At 31.6% G+C, this 18,488-nt stretch carries 18 protein-coding genes; 9 read left to right on the top strand and 9 right to left on the bottom strand.

What is annotated here, in order from left to right; genetic code table 11:
• Positions 1-5: 5 nt before the first annotated feature.
• The 3 genes from porG to ACYEKI_RS11700 form a co-directional block, all read right to left on the bottom strand.
• Positions 6-695: a type IX secretion system protein PorG gene (gene porG, locus ACYEKI_RS11690; RefSeq protein WP_459211373.1), complete on the bottom strand. Its 690-nt coding sequence runs from the start codon at positions 693-695 to the stop codon at positions 6-8.
• A 99-nt stretch (positions 696-794) separates the two neighbouring features.
• Positions 795-1,679, bottom strand: a complete 885-nt coding sequence (locus ACYEKI_RS11695) for an NAD kinase (RefSeq protein WP_459211374.1) — start codon at positions 1,677-1,679, stop codon at positions 795-797.
• A gap of 67 nt (positions 1,680-1,746) precedes the next feature.
• A complete protein-coding gene (locus tag ACYEKI_RS11700) occupies positions 1,747-2,403 on the bottom strand; it encodes a CBS domain-containing protein (RefSeq protein ID WP_459211375.1) in 657 nt (218 codons plus the stop codon).
• Between the two features lie 95 nt (positions 2,404-2,498).
• Here ACYEKI_RS11700 and ACYEKI_RS11705 point away from each other — a divergent pair, with 95 nt between their 5' ends.
• From ACYEKI_RS11705 to clpX, 8 genes are all read left to right on the top strand, one after another.
• The gene (locus ACYEKI_RS11705; protein WP_459211376.1) at positions 2,499-3,212 is read left to right on the top strand and encodes a pyridoxine 5'-phosphate synthase; all 714 of its coding nucleotides are present in this window, start codon (positions 2,499-2,501) and stop codon (positions 3,210-3,212) included.
• Between the two features lie 3 nt (positions 3,213-3,215).
• Entirely contained in the window at positions 3,216-3,986 is a 771-nt protein-coding gene (locus tag ACYEKI_RS11710) for an alpha/beta fold hydrolase (RefSeq protein ID WP_459211377.1), read from the top strand.
• A gap of 245 nt (positions 3,987-4,231) precedes the next feature.
• The gene (locus ACYEKI_RS11715) at positions 4,232-5,476 is read left to right on the top strand and encodes an OmpP1/FadL family transporter (protein ID WP_459211378.1); all 1,245 of its coding nucleotides are present in this window, start codon (positions 4,232-4,234) and stop codon (positions 5,474-5,476) included.
• 18 nt (positions 5,477-5,494) lie between these two features.
• Positions 5,495-7,012 carry an SGNH/GDSL hydrolase family protein gene (locus tag ACYEKI_RS11720; protein WP_459211379.1) on the top strand — a complete coding sequence of 506 codons (1,518 nt, stop codon included), beginning with the start codon at positions 5,495-5,497 and terminating at the stop codon, positions 7,010-7,012.
• A 118-nt stretch (positions 7,013-7,130) separates the two neighbouring features.
• Positions 7,131-7,478 carry a phage holin family protein gene (locus ACYEKI_RS11725; RefSeq protein ID WP_459211380.1) on the top strand — a complete coding sequence of 116 codons (348 nt, stop codon included), beginning with the start codon at positions 7,131-7,133 and terminating at the stop codon, positions 7,476-7,478.
• Between the two features lie 86 nt (positions 7,479-7,564).
• A complete protein-coding gene (gene tig, locus ACYEKI_RS11730) occupies positions 7,565-8,887 on the top strand; it encodes a trigger factor (protein ID WP_459211381.1) in 1,323 nt (440 codons plus the stop codon).
• Between the two features lie 101 nt (positions 8,888-8,988).
• Positions 8,989-9,663, top strand: a complete 675-nt coding sequence (clpP, locus tag ACYEKI_RS11735) for an ATP-dependent Clp endopeptidase proteolytic subunit ClpP (protein ID WP_459211382.1) — start codon at positions 8,989-8,991, stop codon at positions 9,661-9,663.
• Positions 9,664-9,747: 84 nt separating this feature from the next.
• Positions 9,748-10,980 carry an ATP-dependent Clp protease ATP-binding subunit ClpX gene (gene clpX / locus ACYEKI_RS11740; RefSeq protein WP_459211383.1) on the top strand — a complete coding sequence of 411 codons (1,233 nt, stop codon included), beginning with the start codon at positions 9,748-9,750 and terminating at the stop codon, positions 10,978-10,980.
• Between the two features lie 79 nt (positions 10,981-11,059).
• Here the strand turns inward: clpX and ACYEKI_RS11745 are convergent, their stop codons facing one another.
• Complete coding sequence (locus ACYEKI_RS11745; RefSeq protein WP_459211384.1) at positions 11,060-11,341, bottom strand: hypothetical protein; 282 nt, start codon at positions 11,339-11,341, stop codon at positions 11,060-11,062.
• Between the two features lie 212 nt (positions 11,342-11,553).
• Positions 11,554-13,074 (bottom strand): GH3 auxin-responsive promoter family protein, encoded by a 1,521-nt coding sequence (locus tag ACYEKI_RS11750; RefSeq protein ID WP_459211385.1) that lies wholly within the window; start codon positions 13,072-13,074, stop codon positions 11,554-11,556.
• A gap of 114 nt (positions 13,075-13,188) precedes the next feature.
• On the opposite strand from ACYEKI_RS11750, the gene ACYEKI_RS11755 reads away from it, so the two are divergent.
• A complete protein-coding gene (locus tag ACYEKI_RS11755; protein ID WP_459211386.1) occupies positions 13,189-13,983 on the top strand; it encodes a DUF2797 domain-containing protein in 795 nt (264 codons plus the stop codon).
• A 98-nt stretch (positions 13,984-14,081) separates the two neighbouring features.
• On the opposite strand, the gene ACYEKI_RS11760 is transcribed toward ACYEKI_RS11755, so the two are convergent.
• The 4 genes from ACYEKI_RS11760 to ACYEKI_RS11775 form a co-directional block, all read right to left on the bottom strand.
• Positions 14,082-14,711, bottom strand: a complete 630-nt coding sequence (locus ACYEKI_RS11760) for a LysE family transporter (RefSeq protein ID WP_459211387.1) — start codon at positions 14,709-14,711, stop codon at positions 14,082-14,084.
• A 200-nt stretch (positions 14,712-14,911) separates the two neighbouring features.
• Positions 14,912-16,198, bottom strand: a complete 1,287-nt coding sequence (locus ACYEKI_RS11765) for a hypothetical protein (RefSeq protein WP_459211388.1) — start codon at positions 16,196-16,198, stop codon at positions 14,912-14,914.
• 438 nt (positions 16,199-16,636) lie between these two features.
• Positions 16,637-17,080 carry a hypothetical protein gene (locus ACYEKI_RS11770; RefSeq protein WP_459211389.1) on the bottom strand — a complete coding sequence of 148 codons (444 nt, stop codon included), beginning with the start codon at positions 17,078-17,080 and terminating at the stop codon, positions 16,637-16,639.
• A 38-nt stretch (positions 17,081-17,118) separates the two neighbouring features.
• Positions 17,119-18,387, bottom strand: coding sequence for a hypothetical protein (locus ACYEKI_RS11775; RefSeq protein ID WP_459211390.1), 1,269 nt, complete (start codon positions 18,385-18,387; stop codon positions 17,119-17,121).
• Between the last annotated feature and the right edge of the window lie 101 nt (positions 18,388-18,488).

Genomic DNA, 18,488 nt, shown 5'->3' on the forward strand with positions numbered 1-18,488 from the left:
TTTTTTTAAAAAACACAATAACACGGTATCCTACCCCAGGTATATGTTAAAGTTATACCTGTAAAAAAGTACCAGTCATTATTGTTTGTGTTACCAAATTTCAAAACATTATTTCCAGAAATGGATCTGCTAGGATCACTACCATCTAGATTATCTGTAAAGGTGTATCTCGCTCCAATTTCGGCACCGATTATCCAGTGTGTTCCAATTGTTTTTTTAACACCTACAACCATAGGTATAGCCATACTCCATTCATCTCTAAAAGGGATAATATCATTATCTACATTACGAGCCATTTGATCATAATTAAATACTGTAATCCCTGTATATAAGTATGGAGTGAATTGAGGATCACCATCGTATAAATACCAATCCCAGAAATTAAATTCCATACCCAAAGAGACTTCTTTTACAGAGTTTTTAAACTCAAAACCTCTTTCTTGACGGCGATCATCACCTTTTGAATCATCTCCATTAAGTTCTGCATATAAAAATGAAAACCTAAATGCGTGTCGTTTACTACGATTCCATTTTGCCAATGCTCCAAACGCAAAGTCATTTGGCGCAATATAATAAGTAGATCCTACATCTCCTACATAATTTGAACCACCAGCAAGTAGTCCTACTTCATAGGTTTGAGAAGTCATTGTTTCTGTAAAAAACAGAAGGATTATAAATGATGCTAAGTATCTCATAGATTTTCAAAAGTTTGCAAATATAATAATTAACTTTACTACTAAAGAATTTGATTGGAATAGTATGAATAAAAAACACTTTTAATACGATTTTATTGCCTAATTCCGCTTATCTTCACCCCATAACATCTTTTTTCTAAGTGTTTTTAAGAAGCTATTTCCTTCAAGAACAACCATGTTAATCTTAAAAGGTGCTTTTTTTATGACGATAGTAGTTTCGTTAGGTAAAGTATGAATCCTTGAATCTAGAGAAATTAGATATTCATCCTCTCTACCTTCAATACCTAGCTTAATTTCTTTATCATCAGGTATAACAAGAGGTCTTGCATTAAGATTGTGAGGAGCAATAGGTGTTAAAACTATATTTTTTGCATCAGGCATGATTACAGGACCACCACAACTTAAAGAATAACCTGTAGATCCTGTAGGAGTAGAAACAATTAATCCATCTGCCCAATATGAGGTTAAAAACTCATCATCAAGACTTGTATGTACTGTTATCATAGAAGTTGTATTTCGTCTACTAACAGCAATTTCATTCATCGCAAAGTTTAATACGCCAAACTCTTCTTTCTCAGGGATAGTCTTTACAGTGAGCAAACTACGAGTAGAAATGGTAAAACGTTTTTCAAGAATAGCTTCTATACTTTCTTTAATTTCTTCTTTTTGAATTGTAGCCAAAAAACCTAAACGTCCAGTATTAATACCAGCAATAGGTATTCCTAAATCTCTTACATACGTAATGGTTTTTAATATAGTACCATCACCACCAATACTAAAAAATAGATCATAAGAATGATCCAGCTCTTCAAAAGTGCTAAAGTGAGAATATGTTTTATCGATATCCTCATGCAAGTCAATTAACTCTAGAAATTTTTTTTCAATAACAACTTCAACTTGATGTTTATCCAGAGTCTCTAATAGTTGTTGAATATAAATTCCAGAGTTTTCATGATAGAATTGACCATAAATCCCTATTTTCATTGAGCTACTTAATTTTGTTTCCTATTCTAATTATTATAGAGGGTAAAGGTAATAACAATATTTAGGGTTACATATCTAAATATCGTTTTAAATAATCAGAACGTTCTTTCAAGTCTTTTAAGAAAATATCTTCTTTGTGAGTTGAGATGACATTATAATTATACCTTCTAAAAGTTTGAATGATATAATTGATATCACTATTCGTTATTTTAACAGTGATTTGAACCACGTCATTTTCTATTTTAGAAATGAATAAACCTAGTACCTTGGCATCATTCGATTCTGCAATCTGACTAATTTCGCTAAAAGAATAATCAGATATACCTTTTTCTAGAACTAAAATGTCTCCAGCCTCACCTAGAAAAGGAGTGTCATTAAATAAAGTCATGACATCACTAAGCTCAAAATAACCTAGATAGGTATTCTCATAATCTAAGACAGGCATTATATTAGAATTGTTTTGAGCAAAGGCTTCAAGTATATCAAGCCAATTTGCATCATCTCTTACAAAGAACCCTTCAAAAGCATATTGGTATTCTTTTAAAGTATTGTCACTGTCAAAACAACGTATATCAGCTTCAGCTATACACCCCAAATAGGTCTTGTCTTTAAGAACAGGAAAATGAGAATAAGTAAGTTCGTTAAAGAAAACTTGTGCCTCAGAGATTTCAGAATCAATGGATAAAGGCAAAATCTCGTTTATAATGTGTAATTGTGCATTCATCAGATAAAGGCATTTTTATGCAAAATAATGAAAAATAGAGAACTTAAAGCATTTTCAAGTTTGTATTTTTGTAATCAAAATAATTGTACAAGTTCATGACAAAATTAAGTGTTAATATAAATAAGATAGCTACGTTACGTAATTCAAGAGGAGGAGATGTACCTAACTTGTTACAAGTAGCAAAAGATATTGAGCGTTTCGGAGGAGAAGGAATAACTATTCACCCTAGACCAGACGAAAGACATATACGATATCAAGATGCACATGATTTAAAACCTATTGTAACTACAGAATATAATATAGAGGGGAATCCAATTCCTAAGTTTATTGATTTAGTATTAGAAGTTAAGCCTACTCAAGTAACATTGGTTCCAGATGCTGTTGATGCAATTACTAGTAATGCAGGATGGGATACAGTAAAACATAAAGACTATTTAATAGAAGTAATTGAAGAGTTTAAGCGAAATGGAATTCGTACATCTATTTTTGTAGATCCGGTTGAAAATATGATAGAAGGCGCAAAGGAAACAGGAACTGATCGTATTGAATTATATACTGAAGCTTATGCAGATGGTTATAAAGTAGGAAATAAAGAAGCTATATTGCCATATACTAAATGTGCAAAATTAGCACTTGATCTAGGGTTAGGAATAAATGCAGGACATGATTTATCTCTAGATAATATTAAGTTTTTTAAAGAAAACATTCCAGGACTTCTCGAAGTGTCTATTGGACATGCTTTGATTAGTGAATCTTTGTATTTGGGGTTAGAAAATGTAGTAAATATGTATCTAAGAAAATTAAAATAGCTTATGAAGTTACACGGGAACATAATAGGAGAAGGGAAAGCTTTTTTAATCCTGCATGGTTTTTTAGGTATGGGGGATAATTGGAAAACCTTGGGAAAGAAAATTGCAGAACAAGGATATCAAGTACACCTAATTGATCAGCGAAATCACGGAAGAAGTCCACATAGTGAAACTTTTAATTATGAAGCATTAGTCGAAGATTTAAAAGAATACTGTGATGATCACAACTTGAGCGAAGTGATTTTATTAGGACATTCTATGGGAGGAAAAACAGCGATGCTTTTTTCAACTACTTATCCAGAAATGATTGAAAAGCTGATTATTGCTGACATAGGACCTAAGTTTTATCCTCAACATCATCAAACCATATTAGAAGGACTAACAGCATTATCTCAATCTGAAGAAGGACTATCTTCTAGAAAGAAAGCTGAAGAGTGTTTATCCTCTTATATAAAAGAACCAGGTGTGCGTCAATTTTTATTAAAAAGTGTCTATTGGGAAGAAAAAGGAAAGTTAGGATTACGATTTAACTTACCAGCATTAATTGATAATATAGAAGAAATAGGAAAGCCATTAGCAAAGGAGAAAAGGTACGAAAGAACTGTTTTATTTATGAGAGGAGGGAATTCAAATTACATACTTCAAGAAGATGAAGCAGATTTAAAAAAACATTTTCCGTTAGCCCAAATAACAACAATAGCAAATGCAGGACATTGGTTACATGCAGAACAACCAGTAGCTTTTTTTAATAAAGTAATGAATTATGTAGAATAGCTTAATTAAACAATATTAAAATGAAAAAAGTTTTAAACTCAAATAAAGTTTGAAACTTTTTTTTGAACTTTAATGAATCGATTAATGTAATATTTGTTATGCATGCATAGTAAATATGTTAAAAAAACAAGGAAAAATATTGTGCATGCATAATAAATACATTAAAAAATTGCGAAATATGTAAAATATGTTAAATTTGAGTGCTTGTAATTTTTTGAAAAACTAAGAAAACAAACAAATTTATTATGATGAGAAATTTATTTTTAGCTGTAGTGCTCCTAGTTTCTGCTAGTATTTACGCTGGTGGATACCGTGTTGGACTGCAAGGTCAACGCAGTTTAGCTATGGGACACGCAGGTGTATCTGTTGTTAGCAATGCCGAGTTAGCATTTTTTAACCCAGCAGGTTTAATATATTTAGAAAATAAGCTAAATATTTCTGCAGGGGTAAGCGGAGTTTTTTCAGACGTAGCTTGGCAAAGTGAACAGTTTGGACAATACTCAGAGACTGATAGTCCTGTAGGAACTCCTTTTTACTTATATGCTTCATATAAGGTGACAGATTGGTTAGCATTAGGACTTAATGTATCAACACCATACGGAAGTAGAGTAGAATGGGAAAAAGATTGGGCAGGTTCTCATCTAGTAAATAATATAGAACTAGGAGCTGTTTATATCCAACCATTAGTATCATTAAAGATATCAGATATTTTTAGTATTGGAGGTGGACCTATTTATGTTACAGGTTCTGTAAACTTTAACAGAAATTTGAGTAGAACTTTAGCAGATGCAAATGGTGATCGCTCAAATGTAACTATAGATGCTTCAGGGGTAAATGCTTGGGGATGGTCTGTAGGTGCTATGTTTACACCAGTAGAAGATTTAAGAATAGGATTTAACTACCGTTCAGAGATCATTCTTGATGCAGAAGGTGGTGATGCTAATTTCGACAATATCCCAACAGGACTTCCTTTTGAAGATACACCGTTTAATGCATCTTTACCTTTACCAGCAGAATTATCTTTAGGAGCATCTTACCAAGTTACAGACAAATGGTTAGTGGCGTTCCAATTTGATAGAACATATTGGAGTGTATATGAATCTTTAGATATTGATTTTGTTAATCCAAACATCCCAGATTCAGTAAATCCAAGAAATTACCAAAACTCAAGTATTTACCGTGTAGGAGTTGAGTATAAAGCATTAGATAAATTAGCGTTAAGAGCTGGATACTACTTTGATGAATCACCTATTCAAGAAGGATTCTTTGCACCAGAAACTCCACGTCCAGATAGTAACAATTTTACAGCAGGACTTTCTTTTGATGTAAATGATCATTTTGCTATTGACGCATCTTTCTTATATGTAAAGTCAAACGAAGTAAATGTATCGTATGACTTCTATCAAGAAAATGGACAAAATGTACCTTTCAGAGGAACATACAAGAACAATGCTTTTATTCCTGGAATCGGAATCACATATAAATTATAATACTTGAAAAAAATGGCAATGAAGAATAACTTTAAATATTTAGCGATTCTAGCTCTAGGATTAGTAGCTTGTGAACCAGAATTTGATAATCCTGTTAATGAAGGAGATTTTTATACAAGTGGTTCTGCAGATTTTTCAAATTTTGTAGCAGTAGGTAATTCGCTTACGGCAGGTTTTGCCGATGGAGCATTATATAAATCAGGTCAAGAAAATTCATATCCTAATATTTTAGCACAGCAATTTTCTTTAGTTGGTGGAGGTGAATTTACACAACCATTAACTGCAGACAATGCTGGAGGTTTACTATTAAATGGAAATCCAATTGTTGATGGAAATGGAGTAAATCAATTTCCTAACCGTCGCGTTTTAATGTTGGATCAAGCAGGACAACCTGTAGGGCCAGTAATCTATACAGAAGAACAAGCGACTACTGATATAGCAAACGTATTAACAGGATCGTTTAATAATATGGGAGTACCAGGAGCTAAGAGTTTCCATCTTTTGGCAGAAGGGTACGGAAATTTAGCTGGTGTAGCTACAGGAGCAGCAAACCCTTATTATGTGAGATTTGCATCTAGTGCTACTTCGACTGTTATAGGTGATGCTGTAGCTCAAAATCCTTCATTCTTTAGCTTATGGATAGGTAATAATGATATCTTAAGTTATGCAACTTCTGGAGGAGTAGGAGTAGATCAAACAGGAAACATTGATCCTTCAACATATGGATCAAATGATATTACAGATCCTAATGTTTTTGCAAATGCGTATTCTCAAATGGTAAATGCATTAACAGCAAATGGAGCAGAAGGAGTATTGATTAATTTACCAGATGTAACATCTATTCCATTCTTTACAACTGTACCACATGATGCAATACCATTAGATGCGGCAACAGCAGCATTTTTAACAGTACAATTTGCACCATATAACCTTGGTATTAATCAATTAGCAGCTGGAGGAGCTATCTCTGCAGAAGAGGCAGCAAGACGTCAAATTACTTTTACAGAAGGACAAAATGCGGTGGTAATTTTGGATGAAGATTTAACAGACCTTTCTTCTATCAATCCAGGATTAACTAATATGAGACAAGCTACTAGCGAAGATTTATTAGTATTAACATCTAGTACAGTTATAGGTACATTAGCAGATCCTTCAAATGCAGCGTCTGTAATAGGATTAGCAGTACCATTAGAAGATAGATATGTATTAACAACAGATGAGCAAGCGTTAATAACAACTGCTCAAACAAGTTATAATGCAACAATTCAAGCTTTAGCCGAAGCTAATGATTTGGCATTTTTTGATGCAAAAAGTTTATTAGCTCAGGTAGCTTCTACAGGAATTACATTTGATGGAGGAACAGTTACTTCTACATTTGCTTCTGGAGGAGGTTTCTCTCTTGATGGAGTTCACCCTACACCTAGAGGATATGCATTAGCAGCTAATGGTGTAATAGAAGCAATCAACGCAAAATATGGAGCTACAGTACCTGTTGTAAATCCAGGAAATTTCGGTACAGTGACTATAGGAAGATAGTTAACTTAGCCTTATCATAATAAAAAACTCCTGTTTGTTTAACAAATAGGAGTTTTTTATTTGCTTAACTTAGTGCTAGTTAAGTCAGAGTAATAAACTTTAAATAAATTTAATTCTTATGAAATTTATACTTAAAATACTATTAAGTGCGATAGTAGTAGTGATCTTATCAAAGATTTTACCAGGAGTTGCAGTGAGCTCTATGTGGAGTGCAGTTATAGTAGCGTTAGTATTAGCTTTTTTAAACACATTTATTAAGCCTTTGTTAGTATTATTTACGCTTCCAGTAACTATAGTGAGTTTAGGATTGTTTTTAATTATTATTAATGCTGCAATTATTTTAATGGCAGATTACTTTATCGGTGGATTTAATGTAAATGGATGGTTTTCAGCAATTCTATTTAGTATTTTATTATCAATATTTCAGTCGATATTGTATTCAATATTGAAGGAAGATAAAAAATAGCTGTTTTTCAGTGAGTTAAAACTTTGTTTAGATGTAAAAAAATATTACTTTTGCCTCCCAATTTTTAGTACTAAAAAGAAGAGATAATGAATATTTCAAAAGAGCAATTAGACGATTTAAATGCTGTAATTACTGTAGATATTGCTAAAGAAGACTATAGCGAGAAGGTAGATAAGGTTCTTAAAGATTATCGTAAAAATGCGAACATCCCTGGATTTAGAAAAGGACACGTGCCTATGGGATTAGTAAAAAAGCAATACGGAAAAGCAGTTTTAGTAGATGAGGTAAACAAATTATTGCAAGAAGCTTTAAATAAATATTTAGTTGAAGAAAAATTAGATGTATTAGGTAATCCGTTACCTAAAGAACAAGAAAACTTCGACTGGGATGCAGAAAATTATTCATTTGAATTTGAATTAGGTTTAGCGCCTAAATTCGATGTTGTTTTCTCTGGAGATAAAGCAATCACACAGTATAAGATTGTTGCTACAGAAGAAATGATAGATAATCAAATCCAAACTATTCAAAAGCAATACGGAAAATTAGTTTCTAAAGAAGCTGTAGAAGAAGGTGATGTGATTAGAGGAACTTTTGTTAATGAAGAAAACGAAATTAACAAAGAGACTACTATTGAGTTAGCAAAAATCAAAGGAAAAAGAAATACAGATAAATTCTTAGGAGCTAAAGTAGGAGATGTTCTTACATTAAAAACTAAAAATTTATTTAATGAAGAGCACGATTTAATTCAAGCTTTAGGAGTAGATCACGATACTGCTCATGGTCTTGAAATCGAAGTTATTTTTACAATAGCAGAAATCAACAAGCAAGAACTTGCTGATCTAGATCAAGAATTATTTGATAAATTATTTCCAGGAGGAACAGTTACTTCTGTTACAGAATTAAAAGATAAGATCAAAGAAGATGCAGAGCGTCAATTTACGCAACAATCTGATCAACAACTTTTAAATGACATTACAGAAAGTACTTTAGAGCATACTAAATTTGAATTACCTTCTGAGTTTTTACAAAAGTGGATACGTACTACTGGTGAGCAACCTCTTACAGAAGAGCAAGCTAAAGAAGAGTATGAAAAGAGTGAAAAAGGAATTCGTTTCCAATTGATCGAAGGTAAATTAATTTCTGATAACAACTTACAAGTTACTATTGACGAGATTAAAGAATTTACAAAAGAATTAATCAAAGGTCAAATGGCACAGTTTGGACAAGCAGAGCCAGCTGAAGAAGAATTAGAAGGAATCATTAATAGAGTATTATCAAATAGAGATGAAGTAAAGAGAATCTCTGATCAATTAATGAGCCAAAAGCTTATCGCTTTCTATAAAGAAAACGTTAAATTAGAAGAAAAAGAAATGAGTTTTGACGATTTTGTAAAAGAAGTTTACAAATAAGAAAACTCCACATAAGTAAAAGAATTTATACTTATCTTTAAGGCGTTAAACCATTTTTGGGGTAACGCCTTTTTGTTAAAATAAAAAATCAAATAAGCTATATGGATTTCGGTAAAGAATTTGAAAAATACGCAACAAAGCATCACGGTATTAATAGTAATTATTATAACGATATTATTAGTAGTATGTATCCTGTAGGGATGACTCCTAATATCATTGAAGAGCGTCAGATGAATATAGCGATCTTTGATGTGTTTTCGAGGCTAATGATGGACCGTATCATCTTTTTAGGAACAGGAATTAATGATCAAGTGGCTAACATTATTCAGGCACAGTTATTATTTTTAGAAAGTACAGATCCTAATAAAGATATCCAGATTTATATCAACTCTCCGGGAGGAAGTGTATATGCTGGATTAGGAATCTATGATACTATGCAATTTATTAAACCAGATGTAGCAACTATTTGTACAGGTATGGCAGCTTCTATGGGAGCAGTTTTATTATGTGCAGGTCAAGAAGGTAAGCGTTCTGGGTTACCACATAGTCGTGTTATGATTCACCAACCATTAGGAGGTGCTCAAGGACAAGCTAGTGATATTGAAATTACAGCTAGAGAAATTCTTACGCTTAAAAAAGAACTTTATGAAATTATTGCTAAGCATTCAGGGCAAACATATGATAAAGTATATGAAGATAGTGATAGGGATTACTGGATGCGTGCTGATAAAGCAAAAGAATATGGAATGATTGACGAAATATTAACTAGAGTATAATAAGTTTAATATTCTCAATAATTCAAACCAATTGAAATTGCCCTATTAAAAATGAGAAAGTAGGGGTATGTAAAAGTCGATTATATGGCGAAAGAAGATTTAGAATGTTCCTTTTGTGGAAGAAAAAAACCTGAAACAAATTTATTAATAGCAGGATTAGATGCACATATTTGTGATCGCTGTATCCTTCAAGCTCATGGTATTGTAGTAGAAGAGGCAAAGGATGATAGTATTAGTGAGCTAAGTAGTGAACTAGTGCTAAGAAAACCTATGGCTATAAAAGAATTTTTGGATCAATATGTTATTGGACAAGAATTTACTAAAAAAGTAATGGCTGTAGCAGTATACAATCATTACAAACGATTACTACAACCAGCGAGCGATGATGATATTGAAATACAAAAGAGTAATATCATTATGGTAGGGCAAACTGGTACAGGAAAAACATTGATGGCAAAAACAATTGCCAAAATGTTAAATGTGCCATTAGCTATTGTTGATGCTACAGTATTAACAGAAGCAGGTTATGTAGGAGAAGATGTAGAGAGTATTTTAACACGTCTTTTACAAGCTGCAGATTACAACCTAGAAAAAGCACAACGCGGAATCGTTTTTATCGATGAGATTGATAAGATAGCTCGTAAAAGCGATAACCCAAGTATTACTAGAGATGTATCTGGAGAAGGAGTACAACAAGCATTACTGAAATTATTAGAAGGAACAGTAGTTAATGTACCACCTAAAGGAGGACGTAAACATCCAGATCAAAAATTTATAGAAGTTAATACAGAGAATATTTTATTTATTGCAGGAGGAGCTTTTGATGGTATCGAAAGAGTGATTCAAAAGCGATTAAATATGCAGGCTGTAGGATTTAGTGCTTCTATAAGTGAAGATGTAATCGAAAAGGATAATTTATTGAAATATATTATTCCTAAAGATTTAAAAGATTTTGGATTAATACCAGAAATTATAGGTAGATTACCTGTACTCTCTTATATGGATCCTCTGGATGCCAAAACGCTTAGAGCGATCCTTACAGAGCCTAAAAATGCGATTATAAAGCAGTATACTAAGCTTTTTGGTATGGATGATATTGCATTTAGTATTTCAGACGAAGCATTGGATTATATTGTAAATAAAGCAATAGAGTACAAATTGGGAGCGAGAGGATTAAGATCTTTATGCGAAGCAATTTTGACAGATGCTATGTATGAATTACCAGATAGTTCTGAAACAGAATTTGAGGTTACTAAAGAATATGCAGAACAAAAATTAAATAAATCTACAATTAAGAAATTAAAAGCGGTTTCTTAATAAGATTAAACTGCAAAAAAGAAAAGAGCGATATTTTAAATATCGCTCTTTTCTTTTTATATATAAACTAGGTTAACTATTAGTTTCCAGTCGTAGTAGTCTTATTAGAATTGTATTTCTTTTGTGCGACTAGATTTGTTTTTTTTGATGTAGAAACCAATTGAATATCTAGATTGTTTTTCTTAATTAAAGTTTGATAAAAAGATATTTTATTCTCTTGTGTAGCTTTAGAAGCTTCTTTCTTTTTTACCTCTTTTTTATGAGTAGTAGTTGATTTAACTTTTGGTTCAGTGTCATTTTCTTGAGCAAAAAATACAGTTGCTGTAAGAGCAAAAGCTAAACTAAAAACTATTTTTTTCATGGGTAGATATTGTATTTTGAGGTAACGAATTTAAGATGAAATAGTTATGTATAGAAAAAAAATACTGTGTTTTAGATAAAAGGAGGGATTAATTCGTTGAAATACACAAAAATACCTTGAAATTTAAGATTTTTGACTATTTAAAATGTAATAAAAAGGAGGTAAAACCTTATTATTTAGTAGTATAACAAGTCAAATATAGTAATTTGAGATTATGAATTCTTATTAAGGATTAAAAGCTCATCCATAAAAGTTCGCGTATTTGAAAGTCTAGGTATTTTATGTTGACCACCTAACTTATTCTGTTGTTTAAGCCAATCATAAAATAAATTTTCTCGTGCTTGATGGATCGTTAATGGATTAAGCGTAGTATTATTAAAACGCTTAGCTTCATAATCACTATTAACTTCTTGTAAAGAAAGGTCTAATATTTTTGAAAATAGATTAAGATCTTTGGGTGGAGTTTTAAATTCAATCATCCATTCGTGTGCTCCTTTTTCTTTTCCTTTCATAAAAATAGGGGCAGCGGTATAATCTTTAATCTCACTATTAGTTTCTCTAGTAGCTTTTTTTAGCGCAGACTCAGCATTTTCAATGATTAATTCTTCTCCAAAAACATTAATATGATGCTTTGTTCTTCCAGATACTTTTATGCGATATGGATCAATAGATGTAAAACGTACGGTATCACCTATTTTATAGCGCCACAAACCTGCGTTTGTAGTAATGATAATAGCATAATTTTTTCCTACTTCTACTTCGTTAAGTGAAATAATACGTTCTTGTTTTGTACCATAGGTATCCATAGGAATGAATTCATAGAAGATACCATAATCGAGCATTAATAATAACTCTGTAGCATCATTACGATCTTGAATAGCAAAGAAGCCTTCAGAGGCATTGTAAATTTCGTAGAACTTAAAAGAATCCCTAGGTAAGATGGCTTTATATTGATCGATATAAGGATCAAAACTCACGCCACCATGAAAATAAACTTCTAAGTTATTCCATATTTCAAATAAGTGTTCTTTTCCTGTAGTAGCCAATACTTGATTCAATAATACAAGCATCCATGAAGGAACACCAGCAAGACTAGTTACATTTTCGCGTATAGTTTCATTTGCAATAGCTTGCATTTTTATCTCCCAATCACTCATTAGAGAAATTTCGCTACTAGGTGTAGAGCTAAACTCTGCCCAAAAAGGCATATTGTCAATAAGAATAGCCGATAGATCACCAAACGAAGTACCGTTTTCTTTATAAAGTTCTTTACTACCACCTAAGCGAAGACTCTTACCTTGAAAAAGTTTTGAGTTTTCATTATTATTAAGATACATACATAATAAATCCTTACCAGCAGCATAATGACAATATTCAAGAGATTGTTGACTTACGGGGATGAATTTACTTTTAGCATTTGTTGTACCGCTAGATTTTGCAAACCATTTGATAGGAGTAGGCCAAAAAATATTATGCTCTCCATTACGACTACGTTGAATCATGCTTTCGTAATCCTCATAAGAATGAATAGGTACTCTTTCTGCAAAAGTTTTATAATCTTTTATAGAGTCAAAACCATATTGCTTACCAAACGCTGTGTGCTTTGCGGTGTCGATAAGTGTTTGTAAAAGTTCATTTTGCACATCAATCGGGTATTTAAGAAAAAGCTCCATTTGATGAAACCTTTTTTTTAAAAACCAGCTGGCAATTGAATTTACTAGAGGTATTGGCATATTTTAATGTATCTTTAGGCAGATAAAAAAGCTAATATTTTTACTTAAAAAGTATTCCAAGGTACTAAAAATATTACAACATCAATACGATATTAATTATATAACTCAAATTTTATGCAATATCAGGGAGTGCTGAGAAAAATGCAGACAGAAATAGGTTCACCAATACAATATTTTCTAATATTTGATAATGATTTTATTCAGGTAAATCAATTATTAGATAAAGAAATCACATTAAAGTTTGTTAAATATCAGTGTTTAGCTTGTGGTGAGAATAAGAAGATTTTTAGACAAGGATATTGTTATGATGATTTTTATAAACAACCAGATGTAGGAGATTGGATTATGAGACCAGAATTGAGTCAAGCACATTTAGGTATAGAAGATAGAGATCTAGAATATGAAAAGAAAGTACAGTTACAACCACATATTGTTTATTTGGCTAATTCAAGTAATGTAAAAGTAGGAGTAACGCGCAAAACCCAAGTCCCAACGAGATGGATTGATCAAGGAGCTCATGAGGCAATTGAAATAGTAGAAGTACCTAATCGATATTTGGCTGGAATTACCGAGGTCGCTCTAAAAGAACATGTAGCAGATAAAACCAATTGGCGTAAAATGCTTAAGAACGAGATAGAAGATGAAGATTTAAAAGTACAGAGAGAGCAGTTAAAAGAATTTATTCCAGAAGAAGCCAAAGAATATTTTATAGCATCTAATGAAGAAACAACATTAGAGTTTCCAGTATTAAAATATCCAGAAAAGGTAAAGAGTTTAAATCTTGAGAAAACACCAGAATATACAGGAGTTTTAAAAGGAGTAAAAGGACAATATTTAATTTTTGATGATAATACAGTTTTTAACGTTAGAAACAGTGAAGGCTATGTTGTCGATTTGATGATTAAATAATTTGTATAAAAAATTAAACAAAGAAAGGTGCTTCTTTTAAGAAGCACCTTTCTTTGTTTAATAGTTTTGGGTATATGGTATTATTTTCTAATATGTTTTTAAGCTATCGCTATTTTTAACCCTTGTACAATGGCTACAATCAATAATGCAAAACCAATGATTTTTGGAGTTTTTTCGCTAAAACTGTTGGTATTCTTTTTTAATCTCGAACTTACTTTTGCAAAGGCAAATAGAGTAGTAACCTTTCCAATAAATACACCTGTGATAAACAGCATTAAATTAAATAATGGTAAGTTATGATTTAAAGTTATCGTTTGTTCATTAAGATAAGATATAGCCAACATCCAATAAATAATTACGGGTGGATTAAGTATACCTAAAGAAAAACCTGTTAACATTTTAAATTGCAACTTCGGATTTTCATGATGTAATGTATTGTTCTTCTTTGTTTTCTTTAATAAGAAAAAAACTCCAGCACATAGAAAAAGTATAATAATGAAATATTGAATCCAACTATTATTGTGAAAAAATGGCAATAACAGCATGCTAAAGTATAGCGAAATAAGTGCCAAAAGAATTTCGGCAATTCCTGCTGCAGTGATTAATTTGGGAGTGTTTTTTATGCCTTCGTTTAAGGTTGTATTAATAACAGCAATGTTAACTGCTCCTAGAGGTATGGCTCCTATAGCCGCTGCAACGATTCCTAAAAAAAGATATAATGATTCCATAGTACTTTAGTAGGAAAAAGAAAAAAAGACTTACAAGCAAAAATGTTAAATAGGAGAAAGGAGTTAATATTTTAAATAATTCCCCAAAAAGTAAACCCTATCAGCATAAATCGCTTTTGATAGAGTCTACTTGCCTTTTGGGGAATCAATAAGGTTAATATTGATTTTAAATCTAGATATGAGAGCAAAAAAGAATTTTATTATTGAACGACCATATAATTATTTAGGGACTTTTTTAAAGAAAACTTAGGGGTAGCTTTATTAAGAGGATCCAAAAATAATTCATCGACACTTTTAAAAGTTTTAGTAAAACGATTGTACTTAAGTACATCAGATTTATTTACAATTTCTTTGGCAGAAACTACACCTTTATTATGGATGTTAAAAAAGCTATTATCCATGTTAAAATGTTGATTAACTAGTGCAAGAGAACTAAAAGATTTGTCAAATTTCACTACATCAGAAAACCCTGATATATGTGAGCTAGTAATATAGATCAATGCTGTATTTTTTATATGAATAGCAGCAGATGTATGTTGATAGTTCGTTTTGTTTGATAATGTAATTAAAGAAGCATTAGATAAAGTAACATCTGTAAGATCATCTGGTCTAGCATAACCTAGATGTGCATCATAACCATCGATTTCTACAGCATAAGAACCAGAAGGACTAGAAATATAAGGATGTCTTACCGAAATGATGTGATTAAAAGTTCCTTTAAAACCTTGAGCAATATCAAAATCATCGTCATGAGCTTTAAAAGAAACTAAGTTTTTCATGATAGAAGTTCCTCCTCGCCATTTAAAAGAATCTTGACCAGAATAGCTAACCATAATGTTTTCAATAATAGAATTGTTTCCTACTCCGAATAATGCTAAACCACCTTCTTCATGTCCTTTTTTTGAAGCATTTCCAGCAAATTCAATACGTACGTATCTTAGAATTGTAGTCTCTTCTTCATTATCTTGTCCACCATAGATACTGTATTGAGGATTAATATTTCCTTCTATAATACTACTACCCGATACGGTATTAACTTTTCCGTTACCAGCAATAATAATACCTCCCCAATCACCGTTATTACGTGATTTTTTGGCTTTGTTAGAAGTAAACACTATAGGGTAAGCTTTTGATCCTGCGGCAATTAATTTAGAACCTTTAGTAATGATAAGATTTGCTGGATTTTCACTATCACATCGAATAATAGTACCTTCTTGAATAGTAAGTGTTGCATTATTAGTAACATAAACATCACCAGATAACAAATAAACAGCATCATTACTCAAGTAGGTGTTAGAAGTAATGGCATTTGCTATTTTTTGTTCTGCTTCAGGATAAGTTGTGTTATTAGGTTCAAAATTGGTCCAACCTTTGGTCCATCGCATTTCATCACTATGTAGGCTTTGTGAATATGCAAAATGCGGAGCTACTATAAATGTAATAATGATATAAACAGTAACTAAGATATAAGTATACTTTAATTTCATAAGAGCTAAATTTTAAATGAGGCGATCTTAATAACGGGGGTTAAGTATCTGTGAGCTAAATTAATACAGTTTTACAGTTTTGGGTTACGTATTAACCTCAAAGTTTGTACGTTTAAGGATATATTATGAATTCTTTAGTAGGTTTTTTACTACTTAAAATGATAAAATAGTATTGCTTGTATTTTCTGAAAACACTAGCGATTACGGTTGTTCAGTAGTTTTTGTGTAATAAAAATAAGGAGGGTAAACAGGATTATTTTAGTATGTATTTTATAATTGATAAAAAAGGGCTGAAATTAGAATTTTAACACAAAAAAGCGATTTATTACTAGTTGTATTTTATTGAAAATAAAAAAGGTTGTCTATAAGAGACAACCTTAATGGGGGCAAAAAAAGTATATTTAAGTAGCTTAAGACAATATATATGTGGGGGAAACTTTATATACGTCCGTTAGTTCCTAATCGCATTTCTTTAATCATTTCTTCAAAGTATAATATTGACCAAATGATTTTATCTGTATCGGCATAAGGAATAAGTGTGTTAATAGTGTTTGAAGTATATTCAAAAGCACGATCTGCAATCTCATTATTCTTCTTAACTACTTTTACATTATCCGAAGTTTCTGTAATCCCTACATCTCGCATACTTACACCAGGCTTATTTGCTAAAGGTAGGTAAGGTAGAATAACCATAATTTCTCTTACACGTTCACTATACAAAGTGATTAATTCTCCTTTATTTAAACTTTTTAATTCATCAATTGTATGAAACTTGTTAGTTAGTTTCTCTTTTGTAAAAAAGATGTTTTCTTTTTGGGCTTGTAAACCTGAAGTTACACAGACCATAAGAAGTAGTGTTAATATTAGATTTTTTGTTTTCATTAGATGTTGTTTTTGTGTTTTTTGTTTTTGCGTTTTTATTATTGTATCACCATATAGTTATTAAGTGATTTTTTCAGGTTAAATTTTGGAGCTATCGAGTTCATAGGATCTTCAAATAACTGATCGACGTATTGAAACGTTTTCGTAAAACGATTATACTTTAAAGCTAATTGAGCTAGATCAGAAAGTTTGTTGTTTAAAAGAACACCTTTGTTATGTATATTAAAGAAACTATTATCCATATTAAAAGATTCTTGAATTAGTGCTAGCGTATTATAAGATTCATCTAGCATAACAACATCAGAAAACCCAGAAATAATAGATTCATTAAGATACAACTCTGCCTGATTGTTTAATGAAATAGCAGACTTTGTATAATTAAAGTTACTATCATCAGATAAACTTAATAATAAGGCATTAGAGATATCAACAGTAGTCTTTTTTCTTGTGGCAGCATCACTCTCTGGATCATAACCATCGATTTCTATAGCATAAGAACCTTTGCTACTAGCTATATAAGGATGTCTTATTGCCATTACATTAAGGAGCTCCCCGTGAAATCCTTGTGTAAAGTCAAAATCATCATCATTAGCTTTAAAAGAAATTAAATTTTGAGCGGCTAATTGACCACCATGCCATTCAAAAGAATCATCAGATGAATAACTTACCATAATGTTATTTAAGACTGATTTTTTTCCTAATGCATATAGTGATAATGCATTAATTTTTGATTGGTTGTGCTTTTTACCACCAAACTCGATACGAACATATTCCATCACTGTTGTTTCTTCGTTAGGATTGTTTCCACCATAATCTGCATAACGTATATCAAAGTTACCTTTGATTGCATTTGATTTCCCCGATACAGTATTAGTAGGAGCAGCTCCTAGTATAGAAATTCCACCCCAATCACCATTAGTTCTAGAATTAGGTGATTTATTAGAGGTAAAAACAATAGGATTTGTTGCCGTACCTTTGGCAATTAATTTTGAACCACGACTAACAATTAAATTTGCAGGAACTTCATAGTCACAACGTATAATAGTTCCTTCTTCTATAGTCAATATAGCACCATTAACTACATAGACATCACCTACCATTAGGTAAGTTTTATCTTTTTTTAGAAAAGTATCTTCTGTGATTTCATTAACTATAACCTCATCATAAGATGGATATTCCGTTTTGTTTGCTTCAAAGTTCGTCCAATCTTTGGTCCAGTTCATTTGATCCACATGCGTGTTGCTTTGAGCAGACAATTGCAGTGGAGTTACCCCGATCCAAAGCAATAACAGTAATAAATTTTTCATAGCTTACAGTGTGATGATACCCTATTAAATTAATAGGGAAATGTTGTTTATGCTTTTTAAGTCGCAAGTTAGACCCCTTGATTACAAAAAAACATGATAAT

Origin of the sequence: Aquimarina rhabdastrellae, from assembly GCA_947387485.1 — a bacterium.
In the GTDB taxonomy this organism is placed as follows: Bacteria; Bacteroidota; Bacteroidia; order Flavobacteriales; family Flavobacteriaceae; genus Aquimarina.